This is a genomic window from Rhodococcus indonesiensis (assembly GCF_047782815.1).
GTDB lineage: Bacteria > Actinomycetota > Actinomycetes > Mycobacteriales > Mycobacteriaceae > Rhodococcus > Rhodococcus indonesiensis.
Genome location: NZ_CP180630.1, coordinates 2,425,879 through 2,442,622, shown reverse-complemented (window position 1 = coordinate 2,442,622; position 16,744 = coordinate 2,425,879). Strand labels below are relative to the sequence as shown.

General features: G+C 70.8%; 14 protein-coding genes and 7 tRNA genes. 13 read left to right on the top strand and 8 right to left on the bottom strand.

Going from position 1 to position 16,744, the window contains the following annotated elements; genetic code table 11:
- Positions 1–78 precede the first annotated feature (78 nt).
- Positions 79–150, bottom strand: a tRNA-Val gene (locus ACM26Y_RS11420).
- A gap of 298 nt (positions 151–448) precedes the next feature.
- Here ACM26Y_RS11420 and ACM26Y_RS11415 point away from each other — a divergent pair.
- From ACM26Y_RS11415 to ACM26Y_RS11390, 6 genes are all read left to right on the top strand, one after another.
- A tRNA-Gly gene (locus ACM26Y_RS11415) sits at positions 449–521 on the top strand.
- 25 nt (positions 522–546) lie between these two features.
- A tRNA-Cys gene (locus ACM26Y_RS11410) sits at positions 547–617 on the top strand.
- Position 618: 1 nt separating this feature from the next.
- Positions 619–693 (top strand) — tRNA-Val (locus tag ACM26Y_RS11405).
- Positions 694–753: 60 nt separating this feature from the next.
- Positions 754–829, top strand: a tRNA-Gly gene (locus ACM26Y_RS11400).
- Between the two features lie 7 nt (positions 830–836).
- Positions 837–911, top strand: a tRNA-Val gene (locus ACM26Y_RS11395).
- A 59-nt stretch (positions 912–970) separates the two neighbouring features.
- Positions 971–1,046: transfer RNA gene (locus ACM26Y_RS11390), tRNA-Gly, on the top strand.
- Positions 1,047–1,142: 96 nt separating this feature from the next.
- Here the strand turns inward: ACM26Y_RS11390 and ACM26Y_RS11385 are convergent.
- Positions 1,143–1,655 carry a 2-isopropylmalate synthase gene (locus ACM26Y_RS11385; protein ID WP_054373604.1) on the bottom strand — a complete coding sequence of 171 codons (513 nt, stop codon included), beginning with the start codon at positions 1,653–1,655 and terminating at the stop codon, positions 1,143–1,145.
- Positions 1,656–2,018: 363 nt separating this feature from the next.
- On the opposite strand from ACM26Y_RS11385, the gene ACM26Y_RS11380 reads away from it, so the two are divergent.
- Positions 2,019–2,579: a GNAT family N-acetyltransferase gene (locus tag ACM26Y_RS11380; protein WP_003935545.1), complete on the top strand. Its 561-nt coding sequence runs from the start codon at positions 2,019–2,021 to the stop codon at positions 2,577–2,579.
- A 42-nt stretch (positions 2,580–2,621) separates the two neighbouring features.
- Here ACM26Y_RS11380 and zapE read toward each other — a convergent pair whose 3' ends face one another.
- Positions 2,622–3,638 carry a cell division protein ZapE gene (gene zapE / locus ACM26Y_RS11375; protein ID WP_003935546.1) on the bottom strand — a complete coding sequence of 339 codons (1,017 nt, stop codon included), beginning with the start codon at positions 3,636–3,638 and terminating at the stop codon, positions 2,622–2,624.
- Positions 3,639–3,791: 153 nt separating this feature from the next.
- Between zapE and ACM26Y_RS11370 the strand changes: the two genes are divergently transcribed.
- From ACM26Y_RS11370 to msrB, 3 genes are read left to right on the top strand one after another with little or no spacing between them, the layout of a single operon-like run.
- Positions 3,792–5,348 carry an alpha/beta hydrolase gene (locus ACM26Y_RS11370; RefSeq protein ID WP_416063463.1) on the top strand — a complete coding sequence of 519 codons (1,557 nt, stop codon included), beginning with the start codon at positions 3,792–3,794 and terminating at the stop codon, positions 5,346–5,348.
- A gap of 43 nt (positions 5,349–5,391) precedes the next feature.
- Complete coding sequence (locus ACM26Y_RS11365) at positions 5,392–6,699, top strand: glycosyltransferase family 87 protein (RefSeq protein WP_416063462.1); 1,308 nt, start codon at positions 5,392–5,394, stop codon at positions 6,697–6,699.
- A gap of 10 nt (positions 6,700–6,709) precedes the next feature.
- A complete protein-coding gene (msrB, locus tag ACM26Y_RS11360) occupies positions 6,710–7,138 on the top strand; it encodes a peptide-methionine (R)-S-oxide reductase MsrB (RefSeq protein ID WP_289379342.1) in 429 nt (142 codons plus the stop codon).
- On the opposite strand, the gene ACM26Y_RS11355 is transcribed toward msrB, so the two are convergent.
- Entirely contained in the window at positions 7,101–7,826 is a 726-nt protein-coding gene (locus ACM26Y_RS11355) for an HAD family hydrolase (RefSeq protein WP_416063461.1), read from the bottom strand. The genes msrB and ACM26Y_RS11355 overlap by 38 nt on opposite strands.
- 66 nt (positions 7,827–7,892) lie before the next feature.
- Here ACM26Y_RS11355 and ACM26Y_RS11350 point away from each other — a divergent pair, with 66 nt between their 5' ends.
- Complete coding sequence (locus ACM26Y_RS11350) at positions 7,893–8,855, top strand: L-lactate dehydrogenase (RefSeq protein WP_416063460.1); 963 nt, start codon at positions 7,893–7,895, stop codon at positions 8,853–8,855.
- Positions 8,856–8,973: 118 nt separating this feature from the next.
- Here the strand turns inward: ACM26Y_RS11350 and ACM26Y_RS11345 are convergent, their stop codons facing one another.
- From ACM26Y_RS11345 to hemE, 4 genes are all read right to left on the bottom strand, one after another.
- Positions 8,974–11,259, bottom strand: coding sequence for a molybdopterin guanine dinucleotide-containing S/N-oxide reductase (locus tag ACM26Y_RS11345; RefSeq protein ID WP_416063660.1), 2,286 nt, complete (start codon positions 11,257–11,259; stop codon positions 8,974–8,976).
- Positions 11,260–11,389: 130 nt separating this feature from the next.
- A complete protein-coding gene (gene hemQ / locus ACM26Y_RS11340) occupies positions 11,390–12,085 on the bottom strand; it encodes a hydrogen peroxide-dependent heme synthase (RefSeq protein WP_003935553.1) in 696 nt (231 codons plus the stop codon).
- Between the two features lie 5 nt (positions 12,086–12,090).
- Positions 12,091–13,449 (bottom strand): protoporphyrinogen oxidase, encoded by a 1,359-nt coding sequence (locus ACM26Y_RS11335; protein ID WP_289379339.1) that lies wholly within the window; start codon positions 13,447–13,449, stop codon positions 12,091–12,093.
- On the bottom strand, positions 13,446–14,543 hold the full coding sequence (gene hemE / locus ACM26Y_RS11330) for a uroporphyrinogen decarboxylase (protein ID WP_416063459.1): 1,098 nt from the start codon (positions 14,541–14,543) through the stop codon (positions 13,446–13,448). Before hemE ends, ACM26Y_RS11335 begins: the two co-directional genes overlap by 4 nt.
- Positions 14,544–14,659: 116 nt before the next feature.
- Here hemE and ACM26Y_RS11325 point away from each other — a divergent pair, with 116 nt between their 5' ends.
- Positions 14,660–15,235 carry a DUF3000 domain-containing protein gene (locus ACM26Y_RS11325; RefSeq protein WP_003935556.1) on the top strand — a complete coding sequence of 192 codons (576 nt, stop codon included), beginning with the start codon at positions 14,660–14,662 and terminating at the stop codon, positions 15,233–15,235.
- 78 nt (positions 15,236–15,313) lie between these two features.
- Positions 15,314–16,726: a WS/DGAT/MGAT family O-acyltransferase gene (locus ACM26Y_RS11320; RefSeq protein ID WP_371383010.1), complete on the top strand. Its 1,413-nt coding sequence runs from the start codon at positions 15,314–15,316 to the stop codon at positions 16,724–16,726.
- Positions 16,727–16,744: the final 18 nt, after the last annotated feature.

Sequence of the window (16,744 nt, the reverse complement as noted above, 5' to 3'; positions counted from 1 at the left end):
TCCGGGGTGTTTCTGCACGTATTCCGCACGGTGGCGTGGCGCGATTCAGAAAAATGGCGTTGTCCAGCACGTTCTTTGTGGTCCCGGCTGGGATCGAACCAGCGACCTCCCCGGTGTGAACGGGACGCTCTTCCACTGAGCCACGGGACCGGGCCGCTTCGCAGCGGCTCGAACGAGAAGGAACATTAACACGCCCATCGGGTGAACACGAATCGCCTGGTCGCCTGTGTTTTCGGTACCGGGTCGGGACGCCGCGCCCCGAACAGCCGCAAGCTCCGCCCCTGCGGAGCGAATCGCCGCAACCGGAGCCCGCCGGCCCGGAACGGGCCGTGCACAACCCCGTGAGGACGGCTCGTCCATGCCCTCACCTGCAGATTTGTGTGTTCTGACGATGGTCGGCTAATGTTCTCAACCGCACCACGGAGAGCACGGCGCCGGAGGGTGCGATGCGGATGTAGCGCAGCTGGTAGCGCATCACCTTGCCAAGGTGAGGGTCGCGGGTTCGAATCCCGTCATCCGCTCGAGAGGTTGGACTCGACCTTTTACGGTGGAGTGGCCGAGTGGTGAGGCAACGGCCTGCAAAGCCGTGCACACGGGTTCGATTCCCGTCTCCACCTCGCGCGATTAGCTCAGCGGGAGAGCGCTTCCCTGACACGGAAGAGGTCACTGGTTCAATCCCAGTATCGCGCACCACGATCGACCAGGTTTTACCTGCACTTCTCGACCCGGGTCACCGGGTCGAGGAGTGCGCATGCGGATGTAGCGCAGCTGGTAGCGCATCACCTTGCCAAGGTGAGGGTCGCGGGTTCGAATCCCGTCATCCGCTCCACCACCCGGCGCGATTAGCTCAGCGGGAGAGCGCTTCCCTGACACGGAAGAGGTCACTGGTTCGATCCCAGTATCGCGCACCACGATTCACCTTCTCCACCCTGCACTCCATCGCCGGTCCGCCGGGTCGAGGAGTGCGCATGCGGATGTAGCGCAGCTGGTAGCGCATCACCTTGCCAAGGTGAGGGTCGCGGGTTCGAATCCCGTCATCCGCTCCACCACCCGTCGGGGGCGCCGGCCGGACGGGGTCGCGCCCACCACTCGATGACGAAGGCCCTCCCGGTCGGGAGGGCCTTCGTCGTGCTACCGCGCTCTCAGCGGGAGGCGTGCAGGCGATTGGCTCCCGCGGTCATCGCGCGCAGTGCCGATTCGGTTCCGGTCGCCGCGATACCCATGCTCCAGAGCCGGCGCCCGTCCGCCTCGCACAGCAGGAAGGTCGCGTGGCTGTCGCCGAGGTCGAACTGGTGGAACGAGAGAATCTCGAGCGGCATCCCGAGGGTGTGCATCATGGCGGTCATCGCAGCCACCGGGCCGGTGGCCGTCGCCGCAGCCGCGTGGATGGTCTCCCCCACGCCGAAGGTGGCCTCGAAATTCCGACGGCCTGCACACGGAGCCCCGGCCGACCAGCCACCGAGACGGACCGGCCCGTGCGGGGCATAGGTCGCGGTGAACTCGGTCCAGCTCATGTCGAGCGCCTCGGCGCGCAGTTCGCGTGGCAGGGATCGTCCGTAGCGCGCGGCGAACGGGTCGATCGGCGCCGAGTATGCGGTGTTCGCGTCGCCGGCGGCATAGGAGGTGCTGGAAGCGGTGGAGGTGAAGGCGTTCATCGTGGGAGGTCTTCCGCGTGAAGGAAGGACCGACAGGTAGCTCGACGACCCGCAGCGAGGGGTCGGTCCGAATCAGACCCCGCTACGGCGGTGAACTACGAGTACGCGCTTCATGAGGCCCACAGTAGAGCGTCGCCCGGCGGAAGGCAACCGCCCGTCGACCGGCGTGTGACCCAACCGTGACCACCCCGGCTGGAACCTGAGGGATTCCTCATGTATTGTCGGAGATGCCATCCCCCCGATGGTAATGAACCCCAGCCATGACCCCCCATCCAAGGCTGGGGTTCAGCCATTTCCGGACGCCGAGCGGATACCGGACCCGAGCGTCGGCGCGGTGAGCCGCCGAGTGATCTACTGGTTCCCATGCCCACTCCGTCACTCGAGGAATCGACGGCGAACGTCTCCGTCGAGCAGGCCGGCATCTGGGATGCCGAGACCATCGCCGATGTCGCAGCCACCACGTTCCCCCTCGCCTGCCCGGCCGACGCCTCGCAGGAGGACATCGCCGCGTTCATCGACGACACCCTCTCGGCAGAACGGTTCAGCGAATACCTCACCGACCCGACCCGCATCGTGCTCAAGGCGACCGTCGGCGGCGAGATCGTGGGTTACCTCATGGCCGTCGATGCGGAACCGACGGACCCGGAGGTCCGGGCAGCCGTGACCGCGCTGCCGACCACCGAGATCAGCAAGCTCTACGTGCTGCCGGGCAAGCACGGCACCGGAGTGGCGGCGGCCCTGATGGCCGCCGTCGTCGAGCGTGCCCGGGCAGCCGGCTGCCGGGGGCTGTGGCTGGGAGTCAACCAGCAGAACTCGCGGGCCCGGCGGTTCTACGCCAAGAACGAATTCGAGGTCGTGGGCACGCGCACCTTCCAGGTCGGCTCGCAGACCCATCACGACTACGTCATGCAACGCACCCTGTGACGCGAGGTACTCGCGTGCGGCAGATCCGGCCGGGAACCCGACTCAGGTGGCGGCGGTCTCGAACCGCGACAGCGCCAGCAGGCGCGAGGTCGCACGCAGGTACTTCTTGCGGTAGCCGCCGGCGAGCATCTCGGCGGTGAAGATCTCGTCCAGCTTCGCGCCGGCGACGGTCACCGGGATGCTCGCGTCGTAGAGCCGGTCGGCGAGCACCACCAGACGCAGCGCCACGGACTGGTCGTGGGCCGCATGGACCCCGTTGAGGAAGACCGCCGCGACGCCCTCGACGAGCTTGCCGTACCGCGACGGATGCAGCGTGCTCAGATGCGCGCACAGCTCGTCGAAATCGTCGAGGGTGGCGCCGGCGACCGCATCGGCGCGATCGAGCAGCTCCTCGGAGCTGATCGGGTCCGGCGCCGGCGGCAGGTCGCGATGGCGGTAGTCGGGACCGTCCACGCGGATGGTCTCGAAGATCGAGGCGAGCTTCTTGATCTCGCGCAGGAAGTCCTGCGCCGCGAATCGCCCCTCGCCCAGCTGCCCGGGCAGAGTGTTGGAGGTCGCGACGATGGACACGCCCCGCGCGGACAGTTCGGTCAGCAGCCGGGAGACCAGCATCGTGTCGCCCGGGTCGTCGAGCTCGAACTCGTCGATGCACAGCACGCTGTGGCTGGACAGCTCTTCGACCGCCTTGTTGAAGCCGAGCGCACCGACGACGTGGGTCAGCTCCACGAAGGTGCCGAACGCCTTCGGCGACGGGGCCGCGTGGAAGATCGACGCCAGCAGGTGGGTCTTACCGACGCCGAAGCCGCCGTCGAGATAGAGACCGGCGCCGGTGGACGGCGCCTTCCGCCCGAACAGGCCCCGCCGGCCGCCACCCCGGATCTTCGCGATCTTGTGGGCGAACTCCTCCGCCGTCGCCACGGCGGTCGCCTGGCTCGGCTCGTTCGGATCGGGAATGTAGGACGCGAAGCTCACGTCGTCGAACATCGCGGGCGGAACCATCTGGGCCACCAGCTGGTCGGACGGCACCACGGGATTGCGATCGACGAGACGTTCGTGCATTTCTCCAGGGTAGGGCCGCAGCTCGAGGCGACCGGTACACCCAGGGCAGATTGCGACCTACTTCACATCCCGTACACGTGATCGTCACATCCGGCAGATCGGGCGATCCGGTCGTGTGCGCGGGCCCGCGTACCGACCTGGCAGGCTGTGCGCATGCGCAGAACCCGTGTGCTCACCGTGGGCATCGTCGTACTCGGAGCGATGACCGCCGCGTGCGGGGCGGGCCCCTCGGTACGCCCCGATGTCGCGGTGGTGCAGGAGGCGGACGGCCGGGCCACTCCCACCGGCGAGGACCCTGCCCTCGCCCCGGAACTGCCGGCACCCGCCCGGGACCTGGACTGGCGCGACTGCACCGCCGAGACCCTCGCCGCCCAGACGCTGCCGCCAGGACCGACAGGCCTCGTCCTCGAGTGCGCCCAGATTCCCGCCGCGATCGACGCGACAGGCATCGTGCCGGGTTCGTTTCCACTCGATGTGCTGCGCGCCCGGCTGGCGCAGACCCCCACCGAGGCGGCCCCGCTCGTCATGACGACGGGTGCGGACATGCCCTCCTCACGGGCGCTGGCCGCACTGTCGACCGGCTCGCTCGCCGAACTCGCGGCCTCGCGGCCGATCGTCGCGGTGGATCGGCGCGGCCTCGGCGCCTCCCAGCCGATCGAGTGCATCTTCGGAGCGGACCGGCGCGCCCTGGCCGACCACGGGCAGTTCGGCCGCACCGGCGACGGTCCGGAGCGGGTCGCCGAGCTCGGCCGGCAAGCCACCATCGCATGCACCGACTACCTGCAGCCGCAGGAACTGCTGTTCGACGCCGCCCACGCCGCCGACGACCTCGAGCAGCTGCGAACCACCTGGGGCGTCGATCGGATCGGCGTGCTCGGCATCGGCAACGGTGCCACGGTCGCCCTCGCCTACGCGTCGAAGTACCCGACCACCGTCGGCCGCCTCGTCCTCGACTCCCCCGCCGCCGCGACGGCCGACGCCGAGCTGCTGGCCGAGAGCCGGGTGCGCGGCGCGGAGTCGGCGGTCGACGCGTTCGCCCGCCAGTGCGTCGCGCTGGCGTGCTCGCTGGGCCCCGACCCGCGGGCCGCGCTCGAGGACCTGCACGCCCGCGCCGCGGCCGGCACTCTTGCACCGCTCTCGTCGAACGCCCTGCTCACTGCGGTGACGTGGTTCCTGGGAACCCCCCGTAGCGACGCGCAGGCCCGGGTCCGCGAGCTGTCCGACGCACTGGCCGCCGCCGGCGCGGGAGACGTGACACCGATGCTCGAACTCGTCGGCGCCGCCGAGGCCGTGCTGTCGTCCGACGGGCAGTTCGTCTCCCGCTGCAGCGACGGTCAGCGGTGGCCCACGACGGCCCGGGCCACCGAGCTGCAGCAGACGTGGTCGGCGAACTACCCCCTGTTCGGCGGCGACAGCGCGATCGGTCTCACCGCGTGCAGCGCCTGGCCGAGCATGCCGACACCACCGCTGCCGGCGGAGGTGCGCGTGCCTGTGCTGGTGACGACGGGTGCCGCCGATCCGCTCGTCGGCAGCGCCGGGCTCGAGTCGGTCACCGGAGCCCTCACCGCCGTCTCCGCCCGGTGGGCGGCGCTGTCCTGGCAGGGTGCCGGCTACTCCGCGGTCCTGCACTCCGGCTGCGTCCAGGCACGCCTGGCGGCCTACCTCGACACCGGCGCCCTGCCGCCGAACGGCAGCCTGTGCCCGGCGTGAACCGGCGTCCGCCGCGGCCCGGGCCCGACGCCGGGTGGGGACGGTGGGTGGCCGCCCCCGGCTCTCGGTGTACCGTGCCGTAGTGTTCCTCAGCCGCCTCGAGCCCCGCACCGCCCGCACCGCCGCGGAGGTGGTCAAGTGCGTTGTGTGGCCGTTGGCCGTGCTCACGGTGCTGCACCGTGTGGTGGTCAAAGCCGTCAACGGGTTCCGCACCGACGACTTCACTCCCGTCTACAACGCGGCCCTGGCGTTTCTCAACCGCCGGCCGGTGTACACCGCGAATTTCGAGTGGGTGGACCCGCACTACCTGTATCCCCCGTCCGGGACGTTGCTGATCTCCCCGATCGCGGTGATCGACCCGGAGCGCTCCCGGTGGCTGTTCATCATCGCCAACGCGATCGCGATCATCGTGGCGCTGTACCTGCTGCTGCGGATGTTCGGCTACGGTCTCGACTCGGTGCTCGCGCCGATCCTCCTGCTGGCGGCGTTCGGTTCCGAGACCGTGACGAACACCCTGGTCTTCACCAACATCAACGGCCTCGTCCTGCTCGGCGAGGTCGCCTTCCTGACGCTGTTGCTGCGCCGGCGGGATCTGTGGGCGGGCGTTGCGATCGGGTTGACGTTCGCGGTCAAGCCGATCCTCGCGCCCCTGCTGCTGATTCCGTTCGTGCGCCGGCAGTGGAAGGTGTTCGTCACCGCCGCGGCGGTGCCGCTCGGCCTGACGCTCGTCGCGTGGCCGCTCTCGGTGGACGCCTGGGCGTTCGTCGAGCGCACCACGCCGTACCTGTTCGAGGCACGCGACTACTTCAACAGCGCCATCGTCGGCAACGGCATGTACTACGGCTTACCCGCCTGGTTGACCCTCGCGCTGCGCGTCGTCCTGGGTCTCATGGTCGTCGTCTCGCTGTGGCTGCTGTACCGGTACTGCCGCCACGACGAGCTCTTCTTCGTCGGTACGAGCAGCGGGGTGTTGCTCACCGCGTCGTTCCTGCTCGGTTCGCTCGGTCAGATGTACTACTCGATGATGCTGTTCCCGCTGCTGATGACGGTCGTGTTGCGCAATTCGGTGATGCGGAACTGGCCGGCCTGGCTGGCGGTCTACGGCTTCATGAGCTACGACAGCTGGCTGTCGGGACGGTGGCCGGAGGCCGGTCGCGCTGCCGAGTACATGAAGACGACGTTCGGGTGGTCGCTGCTGCTCATCGTGATCTTCGCGGTGCTGCTCGACCGTTACCTGGCCGCCCGGCGGGAGGGCCGGCTGGCGGACGGCATCGAACCGTCGTTCCTGTTGCCGGAGCACGAACCTGCGCGGAAGGCCGAGCTCGTGGCGACGAACCGCGGTGACGGCTAGCGTGGAGCGCATGGCTGACGCTGTCCCCACCGAACCCGCGCCGAAGGTATCCCTCAGCGACGACGAATGGCGGACCCGCCTCACCCCCGCGGAGTACGCGGTGCTGCGGCAGGCCGGCACCGAGCGGCCCTTCGTCGGCGAGTACACCGACACGGAGACCGAAGGTGTGTACGAGTGCCGCGCCTGCGGCGCCGAACTGTTCCGCAGCACCGAGAAGTTCCATTCGCACTGCGGGTGGCCCTCGTTCTTCGACCCGGCGTCGAGCGACGCGGTGATCCTGCGCTCCGACACGTCCCTCGGCATGCGCCGGGTGGAGGTCGTGTGCGCGTCCTGCCACAGCCATCTCGGGCACGTGTTCGAGGGCGAGGGGTACCCGACTCCGACCGATCAGCGGTACTGCATCAACTCGATCTCCCTGCGCCTGGTTCCGAAGGACTGAGGCCCGCCGCGAACAGGGCTCGCCACAGTCCCCGGCGACGCTCGGCGGTGGGCAGCGGCTCGACCAGGGCGAAGGAGCACCCGATACGGCGGGCCGCACCGTCGGCCTCCTCGCTGTCGCCCACCATCAGGGTGCGCTCCGGGGACACCCCGAGCGCCTCGGTGGCGTGCCGGAAGATCTCCGGCTCCGGTTTGACCGCGCCGACTTCGAACGAGAGCACGAACTCCGACACCAGATCGTCGATACCGAGCGCCGCGAACGCCGGCCGGATGTCGAAGGCGATGTTGCTGAGCACGGCCATCGCGAGGCCCTCGCCGGCGAGCGCCTCGATCACCGGCACCGTGTCCGGGTAGACCGTCCAGCAGCGGGGATCGGTCAGCTTGGTGTACAGGCCGAGGGCCTGTTCCTCGTCGGCGACTCCGGAACGGCGCAGCACCGTCAGGTATGCGTCCCGGTGCCAGCGGGGGTCCCGGTCGCGGTTGATCCAGGCGTGATGTTCGGCGGCGTCCATCTCGACGGGCTGGCCGGTCGGGGCGGTCATCCGGCGCATCAGCTCGGCCTGCCGGTGCACGTCGAAGGGCTCGCCCCGCTCGTCGGTGATGTCGGCCAGCCAGGATTCGTCCTCCTCGAGCCGGAACAACGTGCCGGAGAAGTCGAACAGCACGGCGTCGAACGGTTGAGCGCTCATGATTCGAAGGCTAACGGCTGCACGGTCGGGCTGCGGATCGAGCGCGGAGCGACGAGGATCGAGTCCATGTCGACGACCCGTGCGTCCAAGTCCAAGGTTTCGATCGTCGGCGCCGGCAGCGTCGGCACCGCCGTCGCCTACGCGTGCCTGATCCGGGGTTCGGCGGATTCGCTGGCCCTGTTCGATCCGAACACCGCCAAGGTGCGGGCCGAAGTGCTCGACCTGAACCACGGCACCCAGTTCGCCCCCGCGTGCCGCATCGACGGCGCCGACGACCCGGCCGTCACCGCCGGCTCCGATCTGATCGTCGTGACGGCGGGCGCCAAGCAGAAGCCGGGCCAGTCACGGCTCGAGCTCGCGGCCGCGAACGTGCGCCTCGCCCAGGAACTCACACCGGCGCTGCTCGCGCTGTCCCCCGACGCGGTGGTGCTGTTCGTCAGCAACCCCGTCGACGTGGTGACGTATGCGGCGATCCGCGCAACGGACGCCCCCGGCGGGCGGATTCTCGGGTCCGGCACGGTCCTCGACTCGGGGCGGTTGCGCTTCCTCGTCGCGCAGCACGTCGGCATCGCGGTGGAGAACGTGCACGCGCTCATCGTCGGCGAGCACGGCGATTCGGAGATCACCCTGTGGTCGAGCGCGACGGTGGGCGGGGTTCCGGCCACCGAGTACCGCGACGAGAACGGTGTGGCGGTGTTCGACGCGGCGGTCCGGGAGCGGATCTCCACCCAGGTGGTGCGCAGCGCGTACGAGATCATCCAGGGCAAGGGCGCCACGAACCTGGCCATCGGCCTGTCCACTGCCCGGATCGTGGAGGCGGTGCTGCGGGATCAGCACCGGGTGCTGCCGGTCTCGACGCTGCAGCGCGGCGTGCACGGGGTCGAAGGGGTGTGCCTGTCGCTGCCGACGATCGTCGACGGCCGCGGCGCCGACCGGGTACTCGAGATTCCCCTCGCGCCCGACGAGGCCGACGGGTTGCGGGCGTCGGCACAGACGTTGCGGGAGGTGCAGCGCTCGCTGGGGATGTGACTACGGGCCCGCCTCCGAGCGGATGTATCGTCCAGCTCCTCGGAGCGAGGGATACATTCGCTCGGCGCGGGAACGCTCGGCGTACGGGAACCCGGTCGGTCGGGCGGAAACCGGCGGCTCAGCGGGTGCGGATCACCGGCGGGTCGTAGGCGCGGATCGGTGGCAGGTCTCCGTCGAAGCGTTCGATCTGCACGAGCACATGCTGGCCCGTGCAGCCGCGGGCCAGACTCGAAGTGCCCACGTCGGCGGTGAGCACGTTGGGATTGCCGTGCACGCACATCGAGCCGGGATCGGCCGGGTCCAGTGGGTCGTACCAGGCGCCGGTGGCCAGCTGCACCACCCCGGGCATCAGACCGTCGTCGAGGACGGCGCCGGCCAGGCACGCGCCGCGGTCGTTGAACACCCGCACGACGTCGCCGTCCGCCACACCGCGGGCCGCCGCATCGTCCGGATGCATCCGGACCGGTTCGCGCCCGCGGATCTTCGAGGCCTGACTGACGCCGCCGTGGTCGAGCTGGCTGTGCAGGCGGGTCTTGGGCTGGTTCGCGATCAGGTGCAGGGGGTAACGCTGCGCGCGAGGGCCGCCGAGCCACTCCTCCGGCTCGAACCACGCAGGGTGCCCGGTGCAGTCGTCGTAACCGAAGCCGTCGATGTCGGCGGAGAAGATCTCGATGCGCCCACTCGGGGTACGCAGGGGGTTGCGCTCGGGGTCGGCGCGGAACTCCTCGAACAGTGTCAGCTCGTCCTCGGTGCGCATCCGCACGTGTCCGCGCACCCAGAACTCGTCGAACTCCGGAGGGGATTCGACGCGGGCGTCGTCGGCGAGGACGAATCCACGCCACTGCTCGTACAGGTGCTCGAGCCACTGCCGGGCGGTGCGGCCCTCGGTGAACCGGTCCCCGAAGCCCAGACGGTGCGCAAGCGCGGAGAACGTGTCGTAGTCGTCGCGGGCGTCGGCGAAGCGTGGGGCGGCGGCGTGCATCGCGACCAGCAGCGGGTCGTTGCGGGTGCAGCTGAGATCCTCACGTTCGAGGGACGTGGTGGACGGCACGACGATGTCGGCGTGCTTGGCCGTCGGCGTCCAGTACGGGTCGTGCACGACGATCGTGTCCGGGCGCGTCAGGGCGCGGCGCAGCCGGCCCAGGTCCTGGTGGTGGTGGAACGGGTTGCCGCCGGCCCAGTACACGAGCCGGATGTCGGGGTACGTCAGGCGCCGGCCGTCGAAGTCGTACTCCTGTCCCGGCCGCAGCAGCAGGTCGGAGATCGCGGCCACGGGAATCAGGTCGCCGACCGGATTGTCGCCCTGGAACAGGGTCGGGAGCGGGTACGGGACGGGCGCGATGCCGGGTTCGTTCATCGAGCCGTAGCCGTGACCGAACCCGCCGCCGGGCAGCCCGATCTGGCCGAGCATCGCGGCGAGGGTCACGCCCGCCCACGGAGCCTGCTCACCGTGCCGGACCCGCTGCAGCGACCAGGTGACGGTGATCAGGGTGCGGCCGGCTGCCATGCGCCGCGCCAGCGCGGCGAGGGTCTCGGCGGGCAGCCCGGACAGGGCGGCCGCCCACTGCGGTGTCTTGGCGATGCCGTCGGTACGGCCGAGCAGATAGTCTTCGAACTTGTCGTAGCCGACGCAGTAGCGGTCGAGGAAGTCGCGGTCGGCGAGGCCCTCGGTGGCGAGCACGTAGGCGAGGGCGAGCATGATCGCGACGTCCGTTCCGGGCCGCGGCGCGAGGCGTTCGGCGGCGCCGTGCAGATCGTCGTGCAGGGGGCTGACGGACACGACCGTCCCGCCGCGGGCGCGCAGCGCGTCGAGCGCCCCCCGGGTGGGATGGTTGCTGGTGCCGCCGTCGTTGACGGCCGTGTTCTTGAGCGGCACCCCGCCGAAGCACACCATCAGGTCGGTGTCGCGGGCAATGACGTCCCAGTGGGTCGCGCGGGCGAACAGCTTCCAGTGCGTGCCGACCACGCGCGGCATGATCACGCCGGTCGCGCCGAGCGAATAGCTGTGCACCGAGCGGGTGTAGCCGCCGAGCATCTTCAGGAATCGGTGCACCTGACTCTGCGCGTGGTGGAACCGGCCCGGCGACGACCACCCGTACGAACCGCCGAAGATCGCCCGGTTGCCGTGCGTGTCGACCACGCGCTGCAGCTCCCCGGCCAGGAGTTCGGTCAGCTCGTCCCAGGACACCGCGACGAATTCGTCGTTGCCGCGGCGATCGCTCGGCCCGGGCCCGTGCTCGAGCCAGCCGCGGCGCACCGCTGGTCCCGCAACCCGCGAGCGGTGCCGCACCGAGCCCACGGCGTTGTCGAGAATCGGTGACGGATCTGCGTCGCCTCGGAAGGGATGCACGGCGCTGACGTCGCCGTCGTGTGTCTCGACCTCGAACATCCCCCAGTGCGCCATGTGCTGGTACCGCACGGTCCGAGAACTCATGGTGCACAGTCTGCCAGGGGGTGCATCACGTCCTTCCGGCGAGCCGAAGGCGCCCCCGGAGTCCGTGCGGGGACGGCACATCCGGGGGTGACGGCGGGCGTCAGGGCAGCGCGGTGATCAGCTTGTCGAGGTCGACGCGCGGACCGGTGAAGAACGGGGTCTCCTCGCGCACGTGCATGCGGGCCTCGGTGGCACGCAGGTCGCGCATGAGGTCGACGATGCGATCGAGTTCGGGAGCTTCGAACGCGAGGATCCACTCGTAGTCGCCCAGTGCGAATGCGGGCACGGTGTTGGCCCGCACGTCCGGGTAGCCACGGGCGGCCTTGCCGTGGTCGGCCAGCATCTGGCGGCGTTCGGCGTCGGGGAGCAGGTACCACTCGTACGACCGCACGAACGGGTAGACGCACACGTAGTTGCCGGGTTCCTCACCGGCGATGAAGGCGGGCAGGTGGCTCTTGTTGAACTCGGCCGGCCGGTGCAGGCACACGTTCGACCACACCGGGGTGGTGGTGCGGCCGAGGACGGTGGTACGGCGGAAATCGGCGTACAGCTTCTGCAGATCCTCCAGCCGCTCGGCGTGCGTCCAGATCATGAAGTCGGCGTCGGCGCGCACCCCGGCGACGTCGTAGATGCCGCGCACGACCAGATCGGTGCCGTCGTAGGCCGCGAAGAACTTCTGGGCGTCCTCGATCGCCGCGGAGCGGTCGTCGCCGAGGGCACCGGGCTGGACCCGGAACACCGAGAACATCGCGTAGCGCAGGGTGGAATTGAGCTTGTCGTAGTCGAGACGTGCCATACCGTTCATCCTGCCACTCGGGCTGCCAGGCGCGTCGCGGCCGTCGTGCCTGATGCGACACATGCCGGCACGCCCACGCCGTGGAGCATCGCGCCGGCGACCTCGAGGCCGTCGACGGCGGCGACCGCGTCCTCGAGCGCCGCGACGATGTCGAGGTGCCCCGCCCGGTACTGCGGCAGGCCCCCGTGCCAGCGCTGGACGAACGCGGCCACGGGTTCGTCGGTGACACCGGTGACGGTGGCGAGGTCGACGCGCGCGCGGGCGATCAGCTCGTCGTCGGGTGCGTCGACGATCGCGGCCTCGCCGTAGCGGCCGAACGACGCGCGAGCCAGCGCGACGTCGCGCCCGGCCAGGTGGGGCCACTTGCGGCTCGACAAGGTGAATGCCTTGGCGGACAGATCCTCGCCGGTGGCCACGAGGATCCCCGAGTTCTGCGGCAGTGCGGCATCGTCTGGCAGTGCCAGCGCGACCACCGCCGACGACGCGAGCGGGATCCGGGCGGCCTGGGCGGCTGCCGCCGGGACGGCGTCGGTGAGCAGTTCGGCGGCGCGGTCGGCGGGCACCGCGAGGACGACGCCGTCCACGGATCCGATCGGGTCGAGGTCCCAGCGGTCGCCGCTGCGGCGCAGACCGACCGCGGTAACGTGCCGGACCTCGGCGTCGGCGGCCTTCTCGAGCGCGTCGAGCAACGTGCCGTAGCCGTCGCGCAGGGTGCCGAACACGGGCGTGTCCGAAGGCTCCGGCAGGGCTCGGGCGACCGCCTCGCTCAGGCTCGGGGCCCCCGCGTCGAGGGCCGCGGCCAGGGTCGGCAGGGTGGCCCGCACGCCTGCGGTGTCGGAGAGTCCGGAGTAGACGCCGCCGAGGAGGGGGTCGACGGAGCGGCGCACCACCTGTTCACCGAACCGGTCGGCCACCAGGTCGGCCACCGAGACGTCGCGGGTGCGGTCCCAGCGCAGCGGGACGGTGGGCTCGGCCGCGATTCGCGCGAGGGTCTCGGTGTCGACGAGACCGGTGAGCGACCCGGCGTCGGCGGGGATACCCATCAGGGTGCCGGCGGGCAACGGGTGCAGCGCGGCGCCGGCGTAGATCAGCGGCCGGGCCCCGGACGGGTGGACGATCCGGTCGCTCAGGCCCAGCTCCTCGAGCAGCGCCGGGACCTCGGGGCGGCGAGCGATGAACGCTTCCGCCCCGACGTCGACCGGATTGCCGGCGAGCGGCACGGTGTGCAGCTTTCCGCCGAGCCGCTCCGCGCCCTCGAGCAGGACGATCCGGGCGTGCGCGCCGAGCAGGCGACGCAGCCGGTACGCCGCGACGAGACCGGTGATCCCGCCCCCGACGACGGCGACGCTCGGTGCACCGCTCACAACGAGTGCACCAGGTCGACGACCGCGGTGAGGACGTCCGGGTCGGTGTCCGGGAGGACGCCGTGCCCGAGGTTGAAGATGTGCCCGGTGGCGCCCGCGGCACGCGCGCGGTCCCCCTCGGCGACGATGCGCCGCACCTCGGCCTGGACCACGTCGGGTCCGGCGAACAGGATCGCGGGATCGAGGTTGCCTTGCAATGCCTTTCCGGCCCCCACCCGGGTGGCGGCGACGTCCAGCGGTACCCGCCAGTCCACGCCGACCACGTCGGCGCCGGCCTCGCCCATCGCGCCGAGCAGCTCGCCGGTGCCGACGCCGAAGTGGATGCGCGGCACGCCCGCGGACTCGACCTCGGCGAACACCCGTTCCGAATGGGGCAGCACGAACTCGCGGTAGTCGGCCAGCGACAGCGCGCCCGCCCACGAGTCGAACAGCTGGATCGCGTCGACGCCGGCGTGCAGCTGGGCCTGCAGGAACGCGATCGTGATGTCGGCGAGCCGCCCCAGCAGGGCGTGCCATGTGCGCGGCTCGGCGTGCATGAGCGCCTTGGTGCGCTCGTGGTTGCGGCTGGGACCACCCTCGACGAGGTAGGAGGCGAGGGTGAACGGCGCCCCGGCGAAACCGATGAGCGGAACGTCGCCGAGCTCGCGGGTGAGCAGCCCGACCGCCCGTGAGACGGCACCGACCTCGTCGTGCTCGAGGACCGGCAGCTTCGCGACGTCCGCCGCGGTGCGCACAGGGTCGGCGATCACCGGTCCGGTCCCGGCTACGATGTCGAGGTCGATTCCCGCGGCTTTGAGCGGAACAACGATGTCCGAGAACAGGATCGCGGCATCGACTCGATGGCGGCGCACCGGCTGCAGGGTGATCTCGCACACCAGCTCGGGATCGAAGCAGGACTCGAGCATGCCGATGTTCGCCCGGATCTCCCGGTACTCGGGAAGCGAGCGACCGGCCTGCCTCATGAACCACACGGGCCGGTGTGCCGGCTCGAGTCCCCGCGCAGCGGCGAGCAGGGGCGCCTGCGGGAGCTGGCGCCGCGTCGGGTACTCCACACGCGGGGTGGAGCCGACGTTCGTGTTCTCCAGGCCGGTCATCGATCCTCGTTCGTCCAGGGGCACAGGTCGCCGCCCATGCTGCCACGCCCGGCCACCCCGCCGGAATCGGCGCGCCTCCCGCGTGGCCCCGGTCACCCGGTCTAACGTCCGCTGTCGTGACCACCTCGCCCGCCGAGCCGGCTCAGTTCCGCGCGGCCATCGACTCGATGAACGCGGCCACCGTGCGGCCGGAGATCGAGGTTGGTCCGATCCGGCCGCCGCAGCGGCTGGCTCCGTACAGCTATGCGCTGGGCGCGGAGGTGCTTCATCCGGACACCGACCTGGTGCCCGAGCAGTCGGAGGGCGACGCGTTCGGCCGGCTGATCCTGCTGCACGATCCGGAGGGCGACGAGGCCTGGAACGGCACCATGCGGCTCGTCGCCTACATCCAGGCGGACGTGGACGCCACCCTGGCTGCCGATCCTCTGCTTCCGGAGGTGGCCTGGAGCTGGCTGGTCGATGCGCTCGACGCGCACGGCGAGCCGTTGACGGCGCTCGGCGGCACCGTGACGTCGACGAGTTCGGTGCGCTTCGGAGACATCGCCGGCCCGGCCCGGGCGCATCAGCTGGAGTTGCGGGCCTCGTGGACCGCGCAGTCCGCCGAACTCGGCCCTCACGTGGAGGCGTTCTGCGAGGTGCTCGCGTATGCGGCGGGGCTGCCCCCGGCGGGTGTGACGCGGCTCCAGCACTGAACCCTCACCATCGGCACCGGGGTCCCCGACGGGCCTGGAACGGATGTACCGGGCACTTCGCGGTCCTATGATCGAGGCATGCGGCGGCTCAGCGGGCTCGACGCCGCGCTCCTCTACACCGACTCACCGGGGCTGCCGGTACAGATCGGTGGCCTCGCCCTGCTCGACGTCTCCACCGTGCCGGGTGGCTACTCCTTCGAACGGCTGGGATCCGACCTGGCGGCGCGGGTCGCGGCAGTGCCGCTGCTGCGCCGGCGTGTGGTCGATTCCCGGTTCAATCCCGGCCACCCCGTGTGGGTGGACGATCCCTCTTTCGACGTCGGCAGGCATCTGCGCCGGTTCACCGTGCCGCAACCGGGCACCGCCGCCGAACTGGCCGTGCTCTGCGGGCAGCGTTTCGCCCGGCGGTTCGACCGGTCCGGGCCGCTGTGGGAGACCGCGGTGTTCGAGGGACTGGCCGACGGCTCGGTCGCGGTGCTGACACGTATCCACCACGCCGTGGTGGACGGCCTCGCCGGAGCGACCCTGCTGGCGCAGTTGTGCGACCTCGAACCGGGGGCGCCGCCCCCGCAACCCGAGTCGCCCGGCGTCGGCGGGGGCAACCGCCTGAGCGTCGCTGCGGGCGGCATCGCCGATCTCGCCGCCCGGCCGCTGGACCTGGCCCGGGCGGTGCGGTCCGGCGCCGCCCTGGTGCCCGGCTGGGTGGGCCGGGCCCGGCGGGGAGAGGCGATGGCGGTTCCGCTCACGGCGCCGCGGACGTCGTTCAACCGCCGCGTGACCGGCCGTCGCAACGTCGCGTTCGTGACGCTGGATCTTGCGGCCGTGAAGGCGGTCAAGCGGGCGTTCGGCGTCACGGTCAACGACGTCGTGCTGGCGCTGTGCTCCTCGGTTCTGCGCCGGTATCTCGACGGCCGCGGTGAGCTGCCGGCCTCTCCCCTCTTGGCGGCCGTCCCGGTCTCGGTGCACGGACGCGCCCGGGGCGACGCCGGCAACCAGATCTCGGTACTGATGGGGCGGCTGCACACCGAGATCGCCGACCCGGTGGTGCGGCTGCACGCCGTGGCGGCGGACCAGACCGCGGCCAAGGCGCATCAGGCCACGTTCGACCCGGATCTGCTCGGCAGCTGGGGCCAGGTGACCCCGGGAGCGGCATTCGGTGCAGTGCTGCGGCTGTATTCGGCGCTGCGGCTGCCCGACGTGCTCCCCGTGCTCAACAACCTCGTGGTCTCCGACATCCCCGGCCCGAAGGACACGCTGTACTACCTGGGCGCGCGGATCACCGCGCTCTACCCGTTCGGGCCGATCTACCACGGCGCAGGTCTGAACATCACCGTCATGTCGCTCGACGGCGGCCTGCACTTCGGTCTGCAGTCGTGCCCGGACCTGCTCCCGGACCTGTGGCAGCTGGCCGGCGGCTTCCCGGCCGCGCTCGCGGAGCTGGCCGACCGGGCGCCGGGCACGCCGCCTGCCCCGCTCGCCTCGCCGGGCTGACCGCCGCCCGGGAACCCG